This window comes from Streptomyces sp. NBC_01214 (assembly GCF_026340975.1).
In the GTDB taxonomy this organism is placed as follows: domain Bacteria; phylum Actinomycetota; class Actinomycetes; order Streptomycetales; family Streptomycetaceae; genus Streptomyces.
In genome coordinates this window covers 5,157,061-5,174,820 of sequence record NZ_JAPEOS010000001.1, presented here as the reverse complement: position 1 = coordinate 5,174,820, position 17,760 = coordinate 5,157,061, and the positions used below count along the sequence as shown (strand labels likewise).

At 69.3% G+C, this 17,760-nt stretch carries 14 protein-coding genes and 3 pseudogenes; 7 read left to right on the top strand and 10 right to left on the bottom strand.

Translation table 11 applies throughout. The annotated features are described in order from the left end of the window. Positions 1 to 44 precede the first annotated feature (44 nt). Positions 45 to 638 carry an HAD-IA family hydrolase gene (locus OG594_RS24335; protein ID WP_323185289.1) on the top strand — a complete coding sequence of 198 codons (594 nt, stop codon included), beginning with the start codon at positions 45 to 47 and terminating at the stop codon, positions 636 to 638. Positions 639 to 1,127: 489 nt separating this feature from the next. Continuing rightward, positions 1,128 to 2,045, top strand: coding sequence for a hypothetical protein (locus OG594_RS24330; RefSeq protein ID WP_266602364.1), 918 nt, complete (start codon positions 1,128 to 1,130; stop codon positions 2,043 to 2,045). 211 nt (positions 2,046 to 2,256) lie between these two features. Here OG594_RS24330 and OG594_RS24325 read toward each other — a convergent pair whose 3' ends face one another. The 8 genes and pseudogenes from OG594_RS24325 to OG594_RS24290 form a co-directional block, all read right to left on the bottom strand. Then, complete coding sequence (locus OG594_RS24325; RefSeq protein ID WP_266602058.1) at positions 2,257 to 3,459, bottom strand: IS110 family transposase; 1,203 nt, start codon at positions 3,457 to 3,459, stop codon at positions 2,257 to 2,259. A gap of 303 nt (positions 3,460 to 3,762) precedes the next feature. Continuing rightward, positions 3,763 to 4,921 (bottom strand): annotated as a pseudogene (locus OG594_RS24320) (transposase); the annotation flags it as partial. A 65-nt stretch (positions 4,922 to 4,986) separates the two neighbouring features. Beyond that, the gene (locus tag OG594_RS24315; RefSeq protein ID WP_266602360.1) at positions 4,987 to 5,814 is read right to left on the bottom strand and encodes a hypothetical protein; all 828 of its coding nucleotides are present in this window, start codon (positions 5,812 to 5,814) and stop codon (positions 4,987 to 4,989) included. 213 nt (positions 5,815 to 6,027) lie between these two features. Beyond that, positions 6,028 to 6,885 (bottom strand): annotated as a pseudogene (locus tag OG594_RS24310) (class I SAM-dependent methyltransferase); the annotation flags it as partial. Between the two features lies 1 nt (position 6,886). Further along, a pseudogene (locus OG594_RS24305) lies at positions 6,887 to 7,078 on the bottom strand (prolipoprotein diacylglyceryl transferase family protein); the annotation flags it as partial. Between the two features lie 104 nt (positions 7,079 to 7,182). Beyond that, on the bottom strand, positions 7,183 to 7,635 hold the full coding sequence (locus OG594_RS24300; RefSeq protein WP_266602358.1) for a hypothetical protein: 453 nt from the start codon (positions 7,633 to 7,635) through the stop codon (positions 7,183 to 7,185). A 132-nt stretch (positions 7,636 to 7,767) separates the two neighbouring features. Further along, a complete protein-coding gene (locus OG594_RS24295) occupies positions 7,768 to 7,995 on the bottom strand; it encodes a hypothetical protein (protein WP_266602356.1) in 228 nt (75 codons plus the stop codon). A gap of 420 nt (positions 7,996 to 8,415) precedes the next feature. After that, positions 8,416 to 10,917, bottom strand: a complete 2,502-nt coding sequence (locus OG594_RS24290; RefSeq protein ID WP_266602354.1) for a WD40 repeat domain-containing protein — start codon at positions 10,915 to 10,917, stop codon at positions 8,416 to 8,418. 608 nt (positions 10,918 to 11,525) lie between these two features. Between OG594_RS24290 and OG594_RS24285 the strand changes: the two genes are divergently transcribed. Next, positions 11,526 to 11,684 carry a hypothetical protein gene (locus OG594_RS24285; RefSeq protein WP_266602352.1) on the top strand — a complete coding sequence of 53 codons (159 nt, stop codon included), beginning with the start codon at positions 11,526 to 11,528 and terminating at the stop codon, positions 11,682 to 11,684. A 286-nt stretch (positions 11,685 to 11,970) separates the two neighbouring features. Here OG594_RS24285 and OG594_RS24280 read toward each other — a convergent pair whose 3' ends face one another. Both OG594_RS24280 and OG594_RS24275 read right to left on the bottom strand, forming a co-directional pair. Beyond that, positions 11,971 to 12,147 carry a hypothetical protein gene (locus OG594_RS24280; RefSeq protein ID WP_266602350.1) on the bottom strand — a complete coding sequence of 59 codons (177 nt, stop codon included), beginning with the start codon at positions 12,145 to 12,147 and terminating at the stop codon, positions 11,971 to 11,973. Positions 12,148 to 12,387: 240 nt separating this feature from the next. Further along, positions 12,388 to 12,651: a hypothetical protein gene (locus OG594_RS24275; protein ID WP_266602348.1), complete on the bottom strand. Its 264-nt coding sequence runs from the start codon at positions 12,649 to 12,651 to the stop codon at positions 12,388 to 12,390. Positions 12,652 to 12,862: 211 nt separating this feature from the next. Between OG594_RS24275 and OG594_RS24270 the strand changes: the two genes are divergently transcribed. The 4 genes from OG594_RS24270 (at position 12,863) to OG594_RS24255 (ending at position 17,743) form a co-directional block, all read left to right on the top strand. Next, the gene (locus OG594_RS24270; protein ID WP_266602346.1) at positions 12,863 to 14,224 is read left to right on the top strand and encodes a tetratricopeptide repeat protein; all 1,362 of its coding nucleotides are present in this window, start codon (positions 12,863 to 12,865) and stop codon (positions 14,222 to 14,224) included. After that, entirely contained in the window at positions 14,221 to 15,111 is an 891-nt protein-coding gene (locus OG594_RS24265; RefSeq protein WP_266602344.1) for a glycosyltransferase family 2 protein, read from the top strand. Before OG594_RS24270 ends, OG594_RS24265 begins: the two co-directional genes overlap by 4 nt. A gap of 243 nt (positions 15,112 to 15,354) precedes the next feature. Continuing rightward, a complete protein-coding gene (locus OG594_RS24260; RefSeq protein ID WP_266602342.1) occupies positions 15,355 to 16,143 on the top strand; it encodes a hypothetical protein in 789 nt (262 codons plus the stop codon). 148 nt (positions 16,144 to 16,291) lie between these two features. Continuing rightward, entirely contained in the window at positions 16,292 to 17,743 is a 1,452-nt protein-coding gene (locus OG594_RS24255) for an NF041680 family putative transposase (protein WP_266602340.1), read from the top strand. The last annotated feature ends 17 nt before the right edge of the window (positions 17,744 to 17,760 follow it).

Here is a 17,760-nt window from a genome sequence, read left to right as displayed (position 1 = left end):
CGACCTGCAGTTACGGGACAGCCCTTAGTAGGCCCTTCGATGCGGTGCTGTGCGACCTCGACAACGTGATCCGCTTCTACGACACGACGCAGCTGGCAAACCTGGAGCGTGGTGCGGGGCTGGCGGATGGCACAACCGAAAGGGTGGCGTTTGCACCGGAGATAGACCTGCCGCTGCTCCTCGGGGCGATCACCAAGCAGCAGTGGGTGGAGTCCATTGTGGTCGGCCTAGCAGGTCAGGTGCCGGAGGTGCAGGCGCGCGAGCTGGGTACCGCGCTAGCCAAGGCGCCGTTCTGGGCCGACGAAGTTGTGGTGGCCATGCTTCGTCAGGTGAGGGCGCACGTGCCCTTGGTACTGGTGACAAATGCGACCGTGGAGTTGGAGGACGATTTGGCCTCGCTGGGTCTGTCGGATCTCGCAGACCACGTCGTCAGCAGTGCCCGGGTGGGGGTGGCCAAGCCGGACCGGAAGATCTACGAGATCGCGGCCCAGCAGGTTGGTGTCGACATGAACCGGTGCCTTTTTGTGGATGACCGGCTCGAGAACGTCGAAGCTGCAGTCGGGCTCGGGATGACCGGCGTGCACTACTGCGGACCTGCCGACCTCCGTGGGCCGTTGGGCTTCATGCTGGACGACTGAAACCGCCGTGAGCACCCGCTGGCTATGCCAGGTGAACACCGCGGCGAGCGCCGTTACGTTCATCCAGGTCACGGTGCTGAGGCCGTCGGCAAGACCGAATGGTACGGGGACAGCGCGGGCAGCGCCTCGAACGACCGCGAGGCACCGGCCCCGGGCGGCCACCCGGGGCCAAGAACAAGCACCGGGCACCCCGCTACGACGTCGGCAAGACCGTCAAACGCCCCGAGACCTCGAGGCCATCGGCAAACCAGGAAGATCCTGGTAGATAAAGAACAAGCTGAGCTTGCCGTTTAGCCTGAGTTCGGTTTGCCGTGCACGAGCGCCTGAGCCTAGAAGCTGCCGTCAGAACTTGGCCCGGGCCACGCAGCGGCACAGGGAAATGAGCGAGCGGACTTCTGCGCGGGATCGGGGTTGTCCTGGGCCATCGCAGTGAGCTGCGTCGCGGGTCCCGGGAGGTCTGCTGTCAGGGGGGTGTGTCAGAGTCTGCGCATGCTCGAGATCGTGGTGAAGACGGAGAACGGGGAGCGGCACGTTCGTGTGTCCGCCGAGGCGTTGGCTGGGCTGGTCCGGCGAATCGGCGGTGATGGTGACCGGTTTCTGGTGGTCCATCGGATACCCGACCTGCCCGACGTCTTTGCCCAGGTCTGGCACCAGGCCGGTGGGGATTACACGCTGGAGCACCGCGACGGTGCCGCCGACCGGCACTTCCAGGTGATGGTCGACGGTTCCGAGGCCGTGGTTGCGGCGATGACCGGCTGGGCCCGGCAGGGGTCGGGTTGGGGCGCTGGTCTGGCCTGGTCGCTGCTGGATACGGGCCTCGCCCGCGAGGTGCCGCCGCTGGACCTGGACGAAGACGAGCGCGAGGGGTTGGAGAAGCGCGTCCGTGAGGTGCTGATCGGCGGCTACGCGGACCGCGCCGAACTGGCGGAGCTCGCTGAGGAGTACCTGGTCACCGCGGACCGCCGGCCTGTCTCGCGCGTGCAGGCGGAGGCGCTGGCCGACCGGATGTGGCTGGAGCGTGTCGCGGAGCAGGCCGGGTGGCCGGGCGAGACTGACCCGGAGCGGCTCACTCGCGCGTTCGCCGCCCTGCAGGAGGCCGGTATCACCGCCCGCGAGAACTTCACCTGCTGCCGCAGCTGCGGCCAGTCTGAAATCGGCGGCGAAGGCGGGACCGACGCCCGTGGCTTCGTCTATTTCCACTCCCAGTGCACGGACTCCGCCGCAGCCGGCCAGGGACTGGTGCTCCTCTACGGAGGCTTCGACGGCTCGTCCGAGACCACTGCGGCCATCGGCCACGAGGTCGTGGCCGCCCTGGAAGCGGCCGGTCTCCATGCCGATTGGGACCGTGACCCCGGCCGGGCCATCACCGTCACCGCCCTGGAGTGGCGCCGCCGTCTGGTCGGCTAGAGATCGTCTCCAGAGCGTCCGCTTCGCCATGGCCGCAGCGTCGGCCATCCGTGCAGCCGTCACGGGACCGATCCAGTTCGGCGGGGTTTGGTGCCTGCCTGGTGGTGGGTGGGTCGGCGGTAGGGCTGGCCAGTGACGAGTTCGAGGCCGACGTCGTGGCGTGTTGCCAGCCGTTGGTTCTTCGAGCCGGGGGGTGCCCCTATGGGTTTGGTCAAGCTGATGGGGCGGGTTGGGGTTCGTAGAAAGTGCCGTCGCGGAGCATCGCGAAGAGCACGTCGGCTCGTCGTCTCGCGAGGCAGAGGAGTGCTTGGGTGTGGTGCTTGCCCTGGTTGATCTTCTTGTCGTAGTAGGCCCTGGAGACCGGGTCGGCCAGGGCGGCGAACGCGGAGAGGAAGAAGGCCCGTTTGAGCTGCTTGTTTCCTCTCCGGGACGGTTGCTCACCACGGATCGACGAGCCCGAGCTGCGGGTCGCTGGGGCAAGGCCGGCGTAGGCGGCGAGGTGGGCGGCGGACGGGAACGAACTGCCGTCGCCGACGTCGATGAGGATGCGGGCTCCGGTCCTGACGCCGATCCCCGGCATGGACGTCAGGACCTTGGAAAGAGGGTGGTTCTCCAGCAGTTCCTCGATCCGGGCGGCGAGGAGTTTGCGCTGGTCAAGAACTGCCTGGAGGGAGCCCGCGAGGCTGGGAACGATCAATGCGGCCGCGTCGGTGCCCGGGACGACGACGGTCTGCTCGTCCAGGGCCGTGAAGATGTCATCGACGAGACGCTCGGCCATCCGCGGGGCCTTCGGACGGATCAGTGTCACGAGCCGACGCCGTCCGGCCTTGCGTATCTGGGCGGGCGAGCCGAACTGGTCGAGCAGCCTGAGCACGGCCGGGTGCTGCACTCGCGGCCCCAGGACGCGTTCCAGCGACGGATGGATCTGCGTCAGCAGGCCGCGCAGGCGGTTGCTGATGCGGGTGGCTTCGCCAGCCAGGTCGTCGTCGAAGCCGACGATCATCTCCAGCTCGGCGATGGTCTCGTCCTCGAGATCGACCGAGCGGAGCGTGTGCGGCATGACGCGGGCGGCGTCCGCGATGACGAACGCGTCGCGGGCATCGGTCTTGGCCTCACCTGGGTAGAGGTCGGCGATCCGCCGCATGGTCAGTCCGGGCAGGTAGGCGACCGGGCAGCCCATGTCCCGGGCGACCGCCAGCGGCAGGGCACCGATGGAGGCCGGCTGGTCGACGACCACGAGCACGGTCCCGTGCTTGGCCTGTAGCTTGCCGAACACCTCGCGGAGCTTGGGTTCGCTGTTGGGCAGCCGCTTGTCGAAGGCCTTCTTCCCGGCCGGGGTGACGGCGGTGGCGTGGTGTTCGCCCTTGCCGACGTCCAGGCCCAGGAAAGCGCCGATGCCACTCGTGTCGATCACGTGCGTCCTCCGGTCGTCCCCACCGCCCGGCCGTCCCACGGCACCGATCGCCACATCCACATTACGAAGAGCCTCCCAAGCTCCCGAAGGAAGCCGGTGGTCATGCCCCTAATCAGCGGTCTGTCGATGCCTCCGGGCCGGTGACACCACCCCCCAGGCCATACGTTCAACAGGGGGGAGCAGTCATGCCGGACCCGGAGGCCGGGCACCCCATTGCGGGGCCACCAAGAAGGTAATGGGGGGGGCCGTCGTGGCCTGGGCGGGAGGGTTTGGGAACAGCGGCTGGCGAGGGCAGCCGCGATGGAGGTTCCGGAACCCGCGGCGGACGCGGGCTGGGGTCAGTCTGTTCGGGTCGGCCGATTTCTCCCAGGGGCGTCGCAGGTCGAGAGCGGGCGGGCGGGCGAGGCGGAGCTGGGTGTGTGCGGCGATGATCAGCCCGGTCCAGCGGTCGGCAGCCTCCGGTTCTCGAACTTTCGGCTTGGTCCAGCCCATGGTCTGTTTGATCATTCTGAAGGTGTGCTCGATGTCGAACCGGCGCAGAAAGGCGTGCCAACAGCGGTCCACGTCCGCGGCTGTGGCGTCCACTCGTGACCACCACAGCCAGATCGGCTTCGGGTCGCCGCCGGACGGCAGGTGCTCGACTTCGAGACGGATGACGGTGCCGGAGATGATGGGCAGTTCACCATCGTGGCCGAGCCAGGCGGCCCTGCGGGTTCGGTGCCGTGCTTGGGCGGTCGCCCTTGGGGTCGTAGACGCGGGGCGGAGTCGGCCGGCGCGTGACCCGGTCCGAGCGCGTCCGGCCGAGGATTTCGACGGGCAGATCGCCCGGGGAGTGGGCGATGCGGGGCGCGTCGTATCCGGCGTGCAACACGATCAGGATGTCGCGGTCACCCGGAGCCCACTGGCCGGCGGCGACGAGCCGCTGGACGACTTCGCGGACTTGGGCGATCGTGACGGCAGCGACGTCCGCGCCCGGGCCGAGGCGGACGGCGTCCAGGATCGCGGCCCAGGAAGTGCGGCCGGTCTCCAGCGCGGCGACGAACGAGTACGGCCAGCCAGGGATGATTCGGTGCCGGGTCTTCCCCCGCCCGTAGGTGTGGCAGAACGAGCGGTCCGGCGAGGTCGCGGCGTCCGGCCGCAGCCACGGACTGACATCGACGGCCAGGACCAGGCGACCCTCCGCAGCCTTCGGCAGCGGCATCTCTGCCAGCGACCGCCGCAGCCGCGATACATCAAAACGGCCTCGGTTGAGGGCGCCGTACAGAGCCCCGTGACCACGACGATGTTCGGGAGCGAGCGCGAGATCGACCAGAGTCCGAACCGGACCGTCACTGCATAACAGCGCGTCCGTCAACTCGAACAAGGTGTCCGCACGTCCGGTCATCGACGCGTACAGCTCCGCCCGGAAGCGTGACAGCACCGCGAACGCCTCACACCCCGACTCCCCACCCAGCAGACTCATCCCCACGGGCTCCGGCTGCTTCACGTGCACTCCTTGCCCGGACGCACAGAATCAGGCGGAGGAAGTCATCCCCGCTGGATGCCGTCGGTGTTCTGCAGGATTCCACGCTGGCCGTCCTGCGCCTGGACCATCAAACCCCTGCTCGTGTTGCCGACTGCCAGGTACCACAACCCAGGCTGTAGCTCGATGCCTGGCGCAGCACCGTCGTCCGTGCATACCAGCGGGCGTGAGTTGGGTACGGCGAACCAGAAGGGCTGGAACTCGAGATAGTCGCTTATGGGAGTGGCACTGTCAGGGGCGGCAAGCGATGGGACGGGCTGGGCCTGGTAGGCCATGCCGGCGGGGAGCGGGCTGCCCCTGAAGTGCTCTGTCAGTCGCACCAGGAGAAAGTTCATTTCTTCGCTCACTTTCTCAACCCTTGCCCGCAGTTCCGCCGGCTCGTGCTCCAAGCAGGTGTTGGAGGTGTTGGTAAGTCGCTGGAGCAAGACCTTACGGACGAGTGCGCTGGTCTCGCTGAGCGCGGTCCGGGGTTTCCCCACACCAGGGACGTTGGCGAGTTCGACACCATCGACAGCGGCGAGCCGGTAGAAACCAGTGGCGAGGACGTCGAGCTGCTCCCTGACCGTCGCGTCATAGGTATCGAGTTCGACGGGATGGCCGGCCTCCAGGTTCTGGATCACCAGCTCCATATAAAGGCCCCATGAGCGCGTAGCGACGCGGCCTGCAGCGGCCGCTTCGAGGGCTGTCTGCTTCGCTTCCAGTGACTGCGTCCGTCGGACACCGTCCTCACTCGCCTTGCGGGTCGATCGCTGTAAGAGGCCGGAGCTGACAGCGCCGATCGCTGCGCCGCCCAGCACTCCAGCCAATCCGTATATCGCTTCGATGGTCGCCACACCTGCCAGTCTGGGCACGCAGTTGTTTGTGCGGCAAGGGTGCGCTCGGAGTGTCTCTCTGCCCGCGAGAATGACGAGCCGACGTCCTCTTCGCCATGCTCCGCGACGGAACCTTCTACGAAGCCCGGCCAGCTACGTCGGGCTGATCCTCATCACGCTCACCGCACGCAGGACAGTCGTACTCGTCGATCAAGTCGATCACGACCGGGTTACCGCCCAGCGGCCGCAGGAGAGGTCGTCGCGGAGCATGCTCACCGCCCGCTGCTCGGCCTGCGGCCCGACCCTGGTCCAGACGGATACCGCGCGGCGCACGTGTTCGTCCAGGTACGACTCGGGGCGGCGCCAGTGGGCCTCGAAGAAGCCGTCGGCGCAGTCCCACTGATGAGCACCGGCTCCGCGCGGCCCCCGACCGCGCGGGTCATGTCGGCCAGTGAAGGCCAGCCGACGAGCAGGTCGGCGAATTCGGGCAAGTAGTCGCGGGTGAGCCAGAACCGCTGGAGCCAGCTGGTCGGGCTGGCGTCGTACGTGAACACCACCACGCGCCGGGCCACCCTCTTGAGCTTGCGCAGCCCGGCGATCGGGTCCGGCCAGTGGTCAACTGTGCTGACCGCCATCGCGGCGTCGAAGGACTGGTTGGCGACCGGCAGGCGCTCCGCACTGGCGGCCACGCACGGCGCCGCGCTCGAGGGACGCTGCGCGCATGGCCGCCGACGGTTCCACCGCTGTGACCTCGCGGTCCGGGGGTTCGTAGGAGCCGGTGCCGGCCCCGACGTTCAGGACCGTCCGGGCGTCCCCGAGCGCTTCCCAGATCCTCGCGGCGATCCGCGGCTCGGTGCGCCGAGTCGCAGGGTAGGCGGACCCGATGGCCTCGTACAGCCGCGCACCGAACACTTTGAGTTTTTCCTCCGGTGTCGTCCTGATCCCCCTGGCCCGTGCCGTCAGTTCTCTGTCTATGGCCGGCACCGTCGCGGCGGCGCGGTCGCGATGTTCCAGCAGCAGGCTGCGCAGCCGGTGCAAGTGTGTGACCGCATCGGTGTTCGGGTCGTCGACCAGATCCGCGACCTCGCGCAATCGGGAGCGTGGTGGGGCGGCCGTAGAGTTCCTGGTTGAACCAGTTGCCCCAGCGGCCGATCGCCTGGGCCGGGGCCATGCCGGGGGCGACGGCGTCCGCGTGGGCGGGGAAGGGGATGCCGTGGCGGCGGCAGCCGAGCCACGCGCCGACACCGCCCAGGGCGATGGCGCCCCAGATGCCGAGCCCGCCTTCCGATGTCCTGCCTCCTGATCTTGGTCCACCCTCGGTACCCGGACAGGTAGCGGCCGTTCAGGCGCCTTTCGAAGCTGTTGCTGAAGCGCAGGAAAAAGCAGGGCTCACTTCTTGCAGGGGAACGTCACCTGCTCACTGCGGACGCTCTTCTTCTGGTCCGGCAGGTGGAGCGTGACGTACCCGGTCACCGCCTTGGCGTTCCTGGGCGCCGGCATGTCCACGACCTGAAGGTCGACCTTGGTGGAGGTGCCCGCGCCGAAGGCGAAGGTTCCCGGGGAGACCCGGGCGCGGCCGGTATTCACGGTCCAGTGGTAGCGGACCGTGCCCGGCCCGGTCGCCGTGACCTTCCCGTCGAAGGCCATGGCCACGGGAGTGCCGTTGCACTCGACGGTCTCCCCCGACTTCAGCAGGGTGACCACTTCGACTTTGGTGACTTTCACCGCCTGCTTGACCCCGCTCGACCCGGCGGTTCCGGCCTGCGCGACGTGGGCGGGGGCGAGGGCCACCGAGGAGGCGAGGAGCGGGGCTGCGAGGAGCATGAGGCATCGACGCCGCATCGTGCTGCCTTCCGGCTGAGGAAAGCCCCCGATCTCGGTCCCAGGATATCGGCGGCCCGCCCGGGCGGCCCGGCAGCCGGCGGTCAGCCCCGCGAAGGATCGGCGCTCTCGACACGGGTACCTCACCGAGCTCTACGCCACCGACCCGCCGCAGGAAGGGGTCGAAGGCGAAGAAGTAGGCCGGCCACGGGCGACGAGGCCGGCAGCGCCGCGGCCGCGAGCGGCGGCCCGGCGCTGCAACGCCTCGAACGACAACCGGCCTGCCTCGGTGTCCCAGACGACGAGTTCGCCGTCGAGGACCAGGCCGTGCGGCAACTGCGCCTCGGCGGCCGCCACCAGGTCCGGCCACCGGTCCTGCACCCAGAGCCCCGCGGCGGGTCTGCACCACCACCGCGGCGCCCGGCCCGGACGCGGTGAAGATGAGCGCCCGTTGACCGTCCAGCTTCTGCTCGTACGCCACCCCCGCCCACAAAGCGGCCGGGCCCGGCACAGCCTCTGCGGCCTGCGCCATCATCGGCTCCACCGACGGTCTGAGCGTCGCCAGGGCCTCCCTCACGGCTTGCCTGCCCCTCGTCCAGGGTCCGCCAGACCAGCCAAAGGCGGCCCTGCCGTACAGGCGGCCCGTCGTGTCCTCCATCCGAGGGGCGTAGCGGGCCCGTCGGAGGCGCCGTGCAGGGCTTCTGCGGCACGGTTGCGGCCATGCGTCGCTGGTCCCTGCCCCTGCTCCTTACCGCGCTGCTCGCGGCCTCGGGATGCGTCACCGTCCACCCCGTTCCTGCCTCAGCGATTGCGGTCAAGTACGACCACGTCGTCGCCCATGCCGATGACGAGGCCTTGGCCGACGGCGGTCATGCACTGGGCCCGCGTCGGCAGCGCGACCTTCTCCCGGAGCCGGGCCAGCGCGAGATCCCACACGTGGACCGCGCCGCTGCCGTCCAAGGTGATGGCGTCCGTACGGTCGTCCCGCGTGGTGCAGGCCACCGCGAGAACTCCTGACGGGTGTCCCGCAAGGGTGGACCGCAGAGTGCCGTCCGTCAGATCCCACACTTGTACTGCGGTGTCGTTCCCGCCCACGGTCAGCGCGTGGGGACGGCCCTCCAGGACGGTGCCGGCGAGTGCCCGTATCCAGTGGTGCCCTGTGTGGACGGTGGCGGTGACACGTCGGCCCTTCTCCGTGAGCCTCCACAGCCGCAGTGCGGCGTCATCACTGCCCGTGAGGAGGTGGGGGCGGCCGTCGAAGGTGACGGGCTCCATGGCCCGCACCGCCGACCGGGTGCGGTCGCTGTGGAGCGGGTGCTCCACGTCCTCGTCCAGATCCCACACGCGTATGGTGCGGTGCTGGTCGGAGGTGACCACGTAGGGACGGCCGTTGGCATCCGCCCACGCCACGGTCTCCACCCGGCTGTCGGGTCCGGGAAGGTCCCGAAGCCCGGTCCCTGCGGCGAGGTCCCAGACTCGGGCGACGCCGCAGCAGCCTCCGACGGCAGCGTAGGGGCTGTCGTGGACCGTTGTGCACGCCAGCGCCTCCACACGGTGCCCGTGGGGCAGGGCGCCTCGTTCCGTCCCATCGGCCAGGTCCCAGACCCGTATTGTGGTGTCGCCTCCGGTGACGACGTGCGGACGGCCGTCGATCTCCACGGCGTCCACGGCCTGCACGGTCCCGGTGTGGCCCTTGTGTCCCGCGGGCAGGGCGGCGTCGCTCAGGTCCCATACGCGTGGGGGCGCGGAATGGCCGCCGCTCACAGCGTACGGGCGCCCGTCGATCTCCGTGCTGGCCAGCGTGTCCACATAGCCGTGGTGTCCGGTCAGGACAGCGCGCTCCGTGTCCTCGGTCAGATCCCACACGTGCACCGTGCAGTCACCACCGGCGGTCAACACGTGGGGGCGTCCGCCGAGTTCGAAGCAGCTCACGGCAGCTATCCACGAGGTGTGCCCGTCCAGCACGGCGCGCTGCGAGCCGTCGGTCAGGCACCAGACCCGTGCCGCGTGCTCCCCGCCGCTCCCGGTGATGGCGTGGGGGATGCCGTCGATCACCGTGCAAGCCACCGAGTAGACGGCCGACGTGTGACCGGTGAGCACGGCCCGCTCGGCGCCGTCCTCCAGGTCCCACAGCCTCACCGTGTTGTCATAGCCCCCGGTCACGGCCACGGGGCGGCCGGCGACCTCGCTGAACGCCACCGCTCGTACTTCCTCGGTGTGGCCGGGCATCCGCGCACGTTCCGACCCGTCGACCAGGTCCCACAGCCGGACCAGGCAGTCCTCTCCCGCAGTGACGGCGTGCGGCCGACCGTCGATCACCGTGCAGCCCACCGCGTGTATCCAGCCCTTGTGACCTCCGAGGGCGAACCGCTCGGCCCCGGTATCCAGATCCCACACCCGTAGGCTGCCGGAGCAGGTTCCTGTGACGACATGGGGACGCCCGTCGATCTCGACGCAGTCCAGTGCGTAGACCCCGTCGTTCTCGGTGATGACAAGGCGTTCGGTTCCGTCGACCAGGTCCCACACGCGGACGTTCGCGTCGTAGCAGCCGGTCACCGCGTGGGGACGCCCGTCGATGACGGTGCACGCGGCGGCGTCCACGCCCAGTCCCGTCTTGGTGAAGCGCAGCGCTGGATGAACCATCGTGCCGGTCGCCCAGCGCGGCCGCCACGGGCGGCCGCGAGACAGCTCCCGGGCGAGGCCGGTCTCACCGTGGCGCGCGGCGTCGACGGCGAGGATGTCCCGTCTTTCGGGCAGGGTCGCGGTGGCATGGACGTGGACGGATGCCCGGTAAATGCTCCGCCGCACCGTCTCCCGGGAGGAGCCTGGGATGTTGAGCGCGCGGAGCAGCCCCCGCGGGGCCGCGTGCACCATGTACTCGGCGTCCTCGAGTATCTCGTCCAGGGCACCGGCCGCGGCGGCGTGGGCGGCGAGATGATCGACGATGTACGGTGCGGCAGCCAGCCAGTCGCGGTGCCCGCTGTCCCCGTCAAGGGGCACCTCGGCCAGCAACGCGCTCGTGACCGCCTGTTGCGTCTGCCGCTCGCCCGACCGAGCTCCTCGGGCACGCAACCGGTAGGCCACACCCTCCGGTGTCTGCGTCTCGACCAGGAGTTCGCCCGCCCGGTCCCGGAACACGCTCACGTCCTGAGCCGTCCACGGGTGACCCGACAGGGCACGTGCCAGGACCACCCACAGGGCAAGTGGCAGACCCCCGCCTTCGGCGAACGCCAACGGCCGCAACAGCGCGGCTTCGTCGTCGGAATCCAGCGTCGGCCCGACGGCCCTGTTACCGTTCGCCATCGCCACACGCTCCTCGCAGCCCGTTCACGACCCCGTCCTTCCCCACTGCGGGCGGACGGGTCACCAACCTGCCACGGATGCTACAGACAGCCACTGACATTGATACTCGTACGCGGGTTCCTGTGGTCGTGGCTCTGCCACTGACTGGCGCCCTGCTGGCTGTCTTCGGGCTCCACCGTCCGGCTGCCGGGGCCCGTTCTAAAGCGTGCGTCCGCTGCTCGATGTCAGGCCATGAAGGCCAGCAGCGCCTGGGTCTCACCCACGTGGTGATGGGTGTGATGGAGGTAGTGCTCACAAGCTGTCAGCCCCCGGTCCGGGTGACGCGGCGACCGGCGGCAGCGACCCCATCCGACGCCTGATGGCTCGCGTCTGCCCGAGCCGAAGGTGGCCGACGCCTCTCGGTCCGAGGTTCCCGCCCCCCTAGCCGGTGGCGGGCTACCGCGGATGGGGTCGGCCCGGTGCCACGCTGATGCCATTCGTGTCCTTTCGGCCTGCGCGGCATTGGCCGGTGGGTGTGCACGGGTTCAGAAGGCCCTACCGGAATTCCCCTTCGTCATCCGATGGCCGACCGCCGCGAGGGGGACGCACACAGCAGGGAGGTGCTTGCTGTGACGTCTCCTGAACCGGAATGGCGGCGGCGCCATGCCCTCGTCCTGCACTTCGACGAGCAGTACCGGCTGCCCGACCGCTTCCGCAGTCCGAATGGCACACCACTGGAGTACCAGGCCGGGGTGCACTCGGCGCACTTGAACTGGGGCCAAGAGTAGTAATCACCTGCGAGCAGGGCCCGCATCGCCTCACCGCCGGCGTCGAGAAAAGCGGCCCGATGGGCGGACACTGCTGCCAAGCCCTCCTGCGGCAGGTCGCCGTGCAGTACCGGCGCGACCCCCTCGATTCCGGAGGGAGCGTGCTGCCGCACTGAGAGCACCGCCGAACGATCTTCCTGGTCACGCCACCAGCGTCCTCCCGGTCACGCCGGTCACCCAGGAACCCCGCCGGGTGCGTTCCGTCGGCGTACACGTGAACGTCCCCATCCGCCCAGCTGGTGCCTGGTCAGCCTTCGAGCGGTCCGAACGGGCCGGGACAGCCACCAGGGAGGAGGGCTGGCACCCCATCGCCGTCACCGTCACCGTCGTGGGCGGCCGCCGGCAGTGCGGCGGCGGAGACGATCGCACCGGCGGCCAGGACCGTGGTGGCGATACGGCGTACGGAGGAAGAAGCGGAAGACATAGGTGGCGCTCCCTCAAGAACAGTGCCTCACCAGCCGAAACAGGTCGGTGAAGGCACCTTCGGAGTCGGCCCGGCCTGCGCGGTTCCGCCCGGAAGGGGCGGACGTTGTAGCCCGCCGGTGCGACCAGGTCGCGGAGCGGAAGTCTCGGGTGGGGCGGGCCGGTGCTCCCGAAGGGGGCGGGGGCATCGGCCCGCCCGTCGGCAGCGGCCCGGCGCCGGGTGGTGGGCTGCTGCGGTGGATCAGGTGGGCGCCTTGCGGATGTCCCTTATCAGCGCCTGCCGTTCCCGGCCGGTGGCAAGCCGCACCCACACGTAGGCCTGCTCGGCGTCGACGCCGTCCCATCCTGAGCCCACCTGGACGATGCGGCCGGTGAACTCCTCAGGCTGTTCGCGGCCACGGTCCTCGGGATGGACGTAGGAGGTGCCGGTGACCAGGTCACCGACGGCGTACGGGGCGCGGTGCGTGCGGGGTTCGGTCCGGCGGGGGCCGGGCGGGCGGGCCATGGCGCTCTCCTTCGGCTTCCGGTGACGGGCGAGGTCGGCCTGCGGGCGGGGACCAGTGGGGTCGTGCGGGCGCCATGGCCGGAAGGCCCGGACGGCCGGTGCCGGTGTCCGGCGGCGTGATACTCAGTCAACCGGCTGCTACGGCAAGTGAGTACGGTGGTGGCGTCGGGAACCCGTTCAATCCGTTCAAGATCGCTTCAGGGGGCCGAGGATGGCGGAGAGCCAGACACCGAACGAGAATCTGGCGGCTGTCATCGCCGAGGCCGGGGTCACCTACTTCGCGCTCGCACGCGAGATCCGCGCCGTCGCGACCGAGGCCGGCGAGAAGCTGAGCACGGCTCCGTCAGCCGTCGCCTACTGGGTGGCCGGCGGAACACCAAGCGGTCGAACAGGTGCGTATATCGCCGAAGCTCTCACCAGAAAGGTGAAGCGTCGCGTCACGACGGCCGAGATCGGTCTAGGCTCCGCAGTCATCGGGAAGGCCATGGGCGCTGATCCCCTGGCCACCGCCGCCGACCTCGGGAGATCAGTGATGCTCCGCCGCAGGGAATTCATCAACGCAGCGTTCGCCACCGCGGCGGTCGGCCTTCCCCTGGCCTACGACCACGAGGCCGTGGCCGCCACGTTCAAGGCGGCCGCGAGCGGCGGCAGCGTCGGCGCGGAGGAAGTCGTGGTTGTCCGTCAGCTCACCGAGATGTTCAGGAGCGCGGACGAGAAGCTCGGTGGCGGACACGGGCTGACCACGGTCACCGCCTACCTGACTGACACCGTCGCCCCGATGCTCACCGCCCGCTTCCCCTCCGCGGCCGTGCGCGAGGATGCTTTCGGGGCCGCCGCCCAGCTGGCCTGCCTGGTCGGCTGGAAACACCACGACCTCGGCCGCGAGGGCGCCGCTCAGCAGTACTACCTGCTCGGCTACCAACTAGCCTGCGAGAGCGACCCGGACGGGCACGGCGCGTGGCTGATGCGGGCCATGACGCACCAGGCCCTCGACCTCGGGCATCCGCACTCGTGCACGGAGCTCGCGGACGAGGCGCTGCGGCGGGCGTCAGGGAAGGTCGACCGGCAGACCGAGGCCCTGCTCCTGGTGACCTGCGCGCGGGCCTACGGGAGCAACGGACAGAACGGAAGGGCGGCAGCCGCACTGCTGGCGGCCGAAAACGCGCTCTCGGACACCAGGGATCCGGTGCCGTCGTACTCGGCCGCATCCGGTCCCGTCGCGGCGACGGTCGCCTCGCACATGGGCAAGACCCTGACCGCGATGAAGGACTACTCCGCGGCCGAGCGGCACTACCGCACGGCGATGCTGGCCCGCACGCCGGGCACTTATCAGCGCGGGCACGCCCTGACCATGATGAACCTGGGAAAGTCGGTCGCCGCGCAGCGCCGGCACGAGGAGGCCATCGGCTTGTGGAACCATGCGCTCGACTTCACGGACGGCGTGGTCTCCGACCGCAGCCGACAGGAGATCCGCTCCATCCGCCGGACGGCGGCCGGCTACCGCAGACGCGGGGTGCCCGGGGCTGCGCACCTGGACCAGCGCGCCACCGAGCTCCTGCGGGCGCAGGCATGACGGCCTCCGAGACGTCCGGGCCCACGGTCGGAGTCGTCGTGCTGACCATGGGCGACCGTGAGGACGAACTCCGTACGCTCCTCGACTCGGTGAACGCCCAGGAAGGCGCTCCCGCGACGGTGGTGGTGCTCGGGCAAGGCGTTAAGCTGCCCGCCCTTCCCACCTGGGTGGCGGCCGTCGAGCTGCCCGAGAACCTGGGGATCCCTGGCGGCCGGAACGCGGGCGTGCAGTGGTTGCGCGAGCACGGCGGCGTGGACATCGTCCTGGTCCTGGACGACGACGGCCTCCTCCCCCGCACCGACACCCTGCAACTCGTCTGCGGGGCCTTCACCAAGAACCCGAGCCTGGGGATCGTGGCATTCCGGATCGTCGACGAGCAGGGACTCACCCAGCGCCGGCACGTCCCCCGCCTCGGCGGCTCCGACCCCACGGTGTCAGGGCCGGTCACGACATTCCTCGGCGGCGCCCACGCCATCCGCATGACCGTGATCGACGAGGTCGGCGACTTTCCCGCACCGTTCTTCTACGCCCACGAGGAGACCGACTTCGCCTGGCGGGCCCTGGACGCCGGCTGGGACATCGACTACCGCGCGGACCTCCTTCTCCGCCATCCGCGCACCGCCGCCTCCCGGCACGCGGTCTACTACCGCAACACCGGCCGCAACCGCGTATGGCTGGCCAAACGCCACCTCCCCGCCATCCTGGTACCCATCTACCTCGCCACATGGGCCGCCTACACCATCACGCAACGGCCACCCCTGTCCGGCCTCAGATCATGGTGGGCCGGGTTCTTCGAAGGGGTTCGAGTCTCCTGCCCGCCACGACAACCGATGCGGTGGCGGACCGTATGGCGCATGACCCGCCTGGGCCGGCCCCCAATCATCTGAGTGACGCGCCTTCTCTGCTCCTCAAAGGCCTCAAGCAAAGAAGGCGGAACCGGGCCGCGGCGGGCGCGACCCGGACGGCGGGAGCCAGTAACAAGCGTCGGCAGCCTCAGTACGGGCCAGGTCCCATCCGTAAGCTTGAATTTTAACCTCGTACGCTGATTTGAGGATGTCTTGCTCTGCCCAGCGGTGTGGAAACCCAGCCCCGACGCACGGTCGCCCTCCGGTGTTCCCTAGCCTCCTCCCATGAGCATCGGCGTATACATCCCGGAGTACGTACAGGACTGCGAGTTGGTCGCGAGCGAGGACCTCGCGCGAGACCCCGCGTTCTGGCTAGCTCATGTCCTGTTGACGATGGGCGATCCCGGCGAACCAGCCGAGCCATACGGGGTGGACACGTCAGCCTACGAGGAAATGGTGGATCGCCTCGGTGACCCCGAGCAGCCCTGGCCGGTCTTGCGGGTCTGCTTCGACGGTGGCCATACGGTCTACGCCGTCTATGCCAACTGGGACGACCAGAACAACGTCGACTACTTCATCCGCCATCCCAAGTGGGGGCGCCTCGGCTTTCTCGGTCAGTGCGGCGCCGACGAGGCCGGCCCTGGCCTGTCCTGGACAGAGCTCCTCACCCTCGCCACGAGCACACAGGAAGGCACCGAGGGTTTGACCAATCCATCCGAGCGCCTCCTACTCCTGCTGCCCATGCTCGGCGACGCCGACATGCCCGGCGAGGCGTGCGACACCGTGGCACGCGCACTGTCCCACTGTGGGATCTGCGCGGAAGCTGCTAGCGATTTGGCCGCGGTCCTGCTGGGGGAACAGGACCCGGCGAACGGACCCTGGTGGACGCCGACCGGCGACAGCCCGATCGCCGTGTGCTCATCCCCGTACAGCCCTCGCCAGGTACCCCTCGCCCTCGGTATCACGCCGGACCAAGCCCAGGCTCTGGCCACCGCCCTCAGCAGCCCGGTACCCGGGCAAGAGGAAGTCATGGAATACCAGCGGAACGAGCACTCGGCGGGCAGACGGTCCTGAATCTGGACTTGTTCAATAGTGTCTGACCTCGAACGATGCCCCCGAACGTGATCCCCTGTACGTGGGTTCCTGGGACGTGAACGCGGCCTTCGCTTGATCCTGTGCTCCGACCGAAGAGACACCTGGCCAGCACGAAGGCCGTGGGGGAATGAGTTTGCTGCATCACGATGTCCAGCGGGATGCGTTCGCTGTGTCGTCACACTTCCGGGACGATTTCTATGCGTGTCTGACCTCCCGACGTGACGAGCTGTTCGAGCTGACCGACGCTCTGCTCTGCGCCGAAGGGCCGGTGACCGCGCCGGTGGACCTGACGCTGCTGGCCGAGCACCGCCGTGGGCACGGCGCGCTGTATGACGCTCTCAACCATGGCCGCATCGACATCGACGGGCTGCGGCGGACACTGGCTGAGCTGCCCCAGCCGGGGGCGGCCGATGACCGTCTCGTCCTGGCCGTGGACGTGACCAACTGGCTGCGGCCGGATGCCGAGTGCAGCGCGGACAGGCTGTTCTGCCATACCTTCGGCCGTGGCCGGGACCAGCATCTGATGATCCCGGGCTGGCCGTACTCGTTCGTTGCCGCTCTCGAATCGGGCCGCACCTCCTGGTGCCAGCTGTTGGACGCCGTGCGGCTCGGTCCCGAGGACGATGTCGCCGAGGTCACCGCCCGCCAGGTCCGCCGGGTAGTCGAGGACCTGATCACCGGCGGACGCTGGCGCGAGGGCGATCCCGACATCCTCATCGTCTTCGACGCCGGCTACGACGCCCCGCGCATGGCCTACCTTCTCAACGGACTGCCCGTCGAGGTCCTGGGGCGCGTGCGATCGGACCGTGTCATGCGACGGCCGACACCCACCCAACTGGAGTACGCCTTGGCCTATCCCCAGGGCGGCCGGCCACCGAAGCACGGCAAGGAATTCCGTTTCGCCAAGCCTGCCACCTGGGGCGACCCCGACGCGGCGACCATTCAGGTCACCGACCGCTACGGCACCGCCCGGGCGATGGCTTGGGACCGCATCCACCCCCGCCTCACCACCCGCTCCGCGTGGATCGACCACGACAGTGAACTCCCCATCATCGAGGGGACGCTGATCCGTCTGGAAGTCGACCACCTGCCCGGCGGCGGAGAACCGCTGCCGCTGTGGCTGTGGTCCTCCGCCACCGGCATGGCCGGCCCCGATGTCGATCTGCGCTGGCAGGCGTTCCTCCGGCGCTTCGACCTGGAGCACACGTTCCGGATGATCAAGCAGACCCTCGGCTGGACCCGGCCGAAGCTCCGCACACCGGAAGCTGCGGACCGGTGGACGTGGCTGATCATCGTCGCGCACACCCAGCTCCGTCTCGCCCGGCCGCTCGCCGAGGACGTCCGCCGGCCTTGGGAACGGCCGGCAGAACCGAACAGGCTGACCCCGGCCCGGGTCCGCCGCGGGTTCAGGAACCTCCGCCCGCACCTGCCCTGCCCGGCCCGTGCGCCCAAACCCACCCGGCCCGGTCCCGGCCGCCCACTCGGCTCGAAGAACCAGAGGCCCGCCACCCGCTACGACGTGGGAAAAACCGTCCGGCGCCCCGAGAGCATCATCGAACGCGACCGGATCAGACCATAAAGCACAAGGTAAGTGCC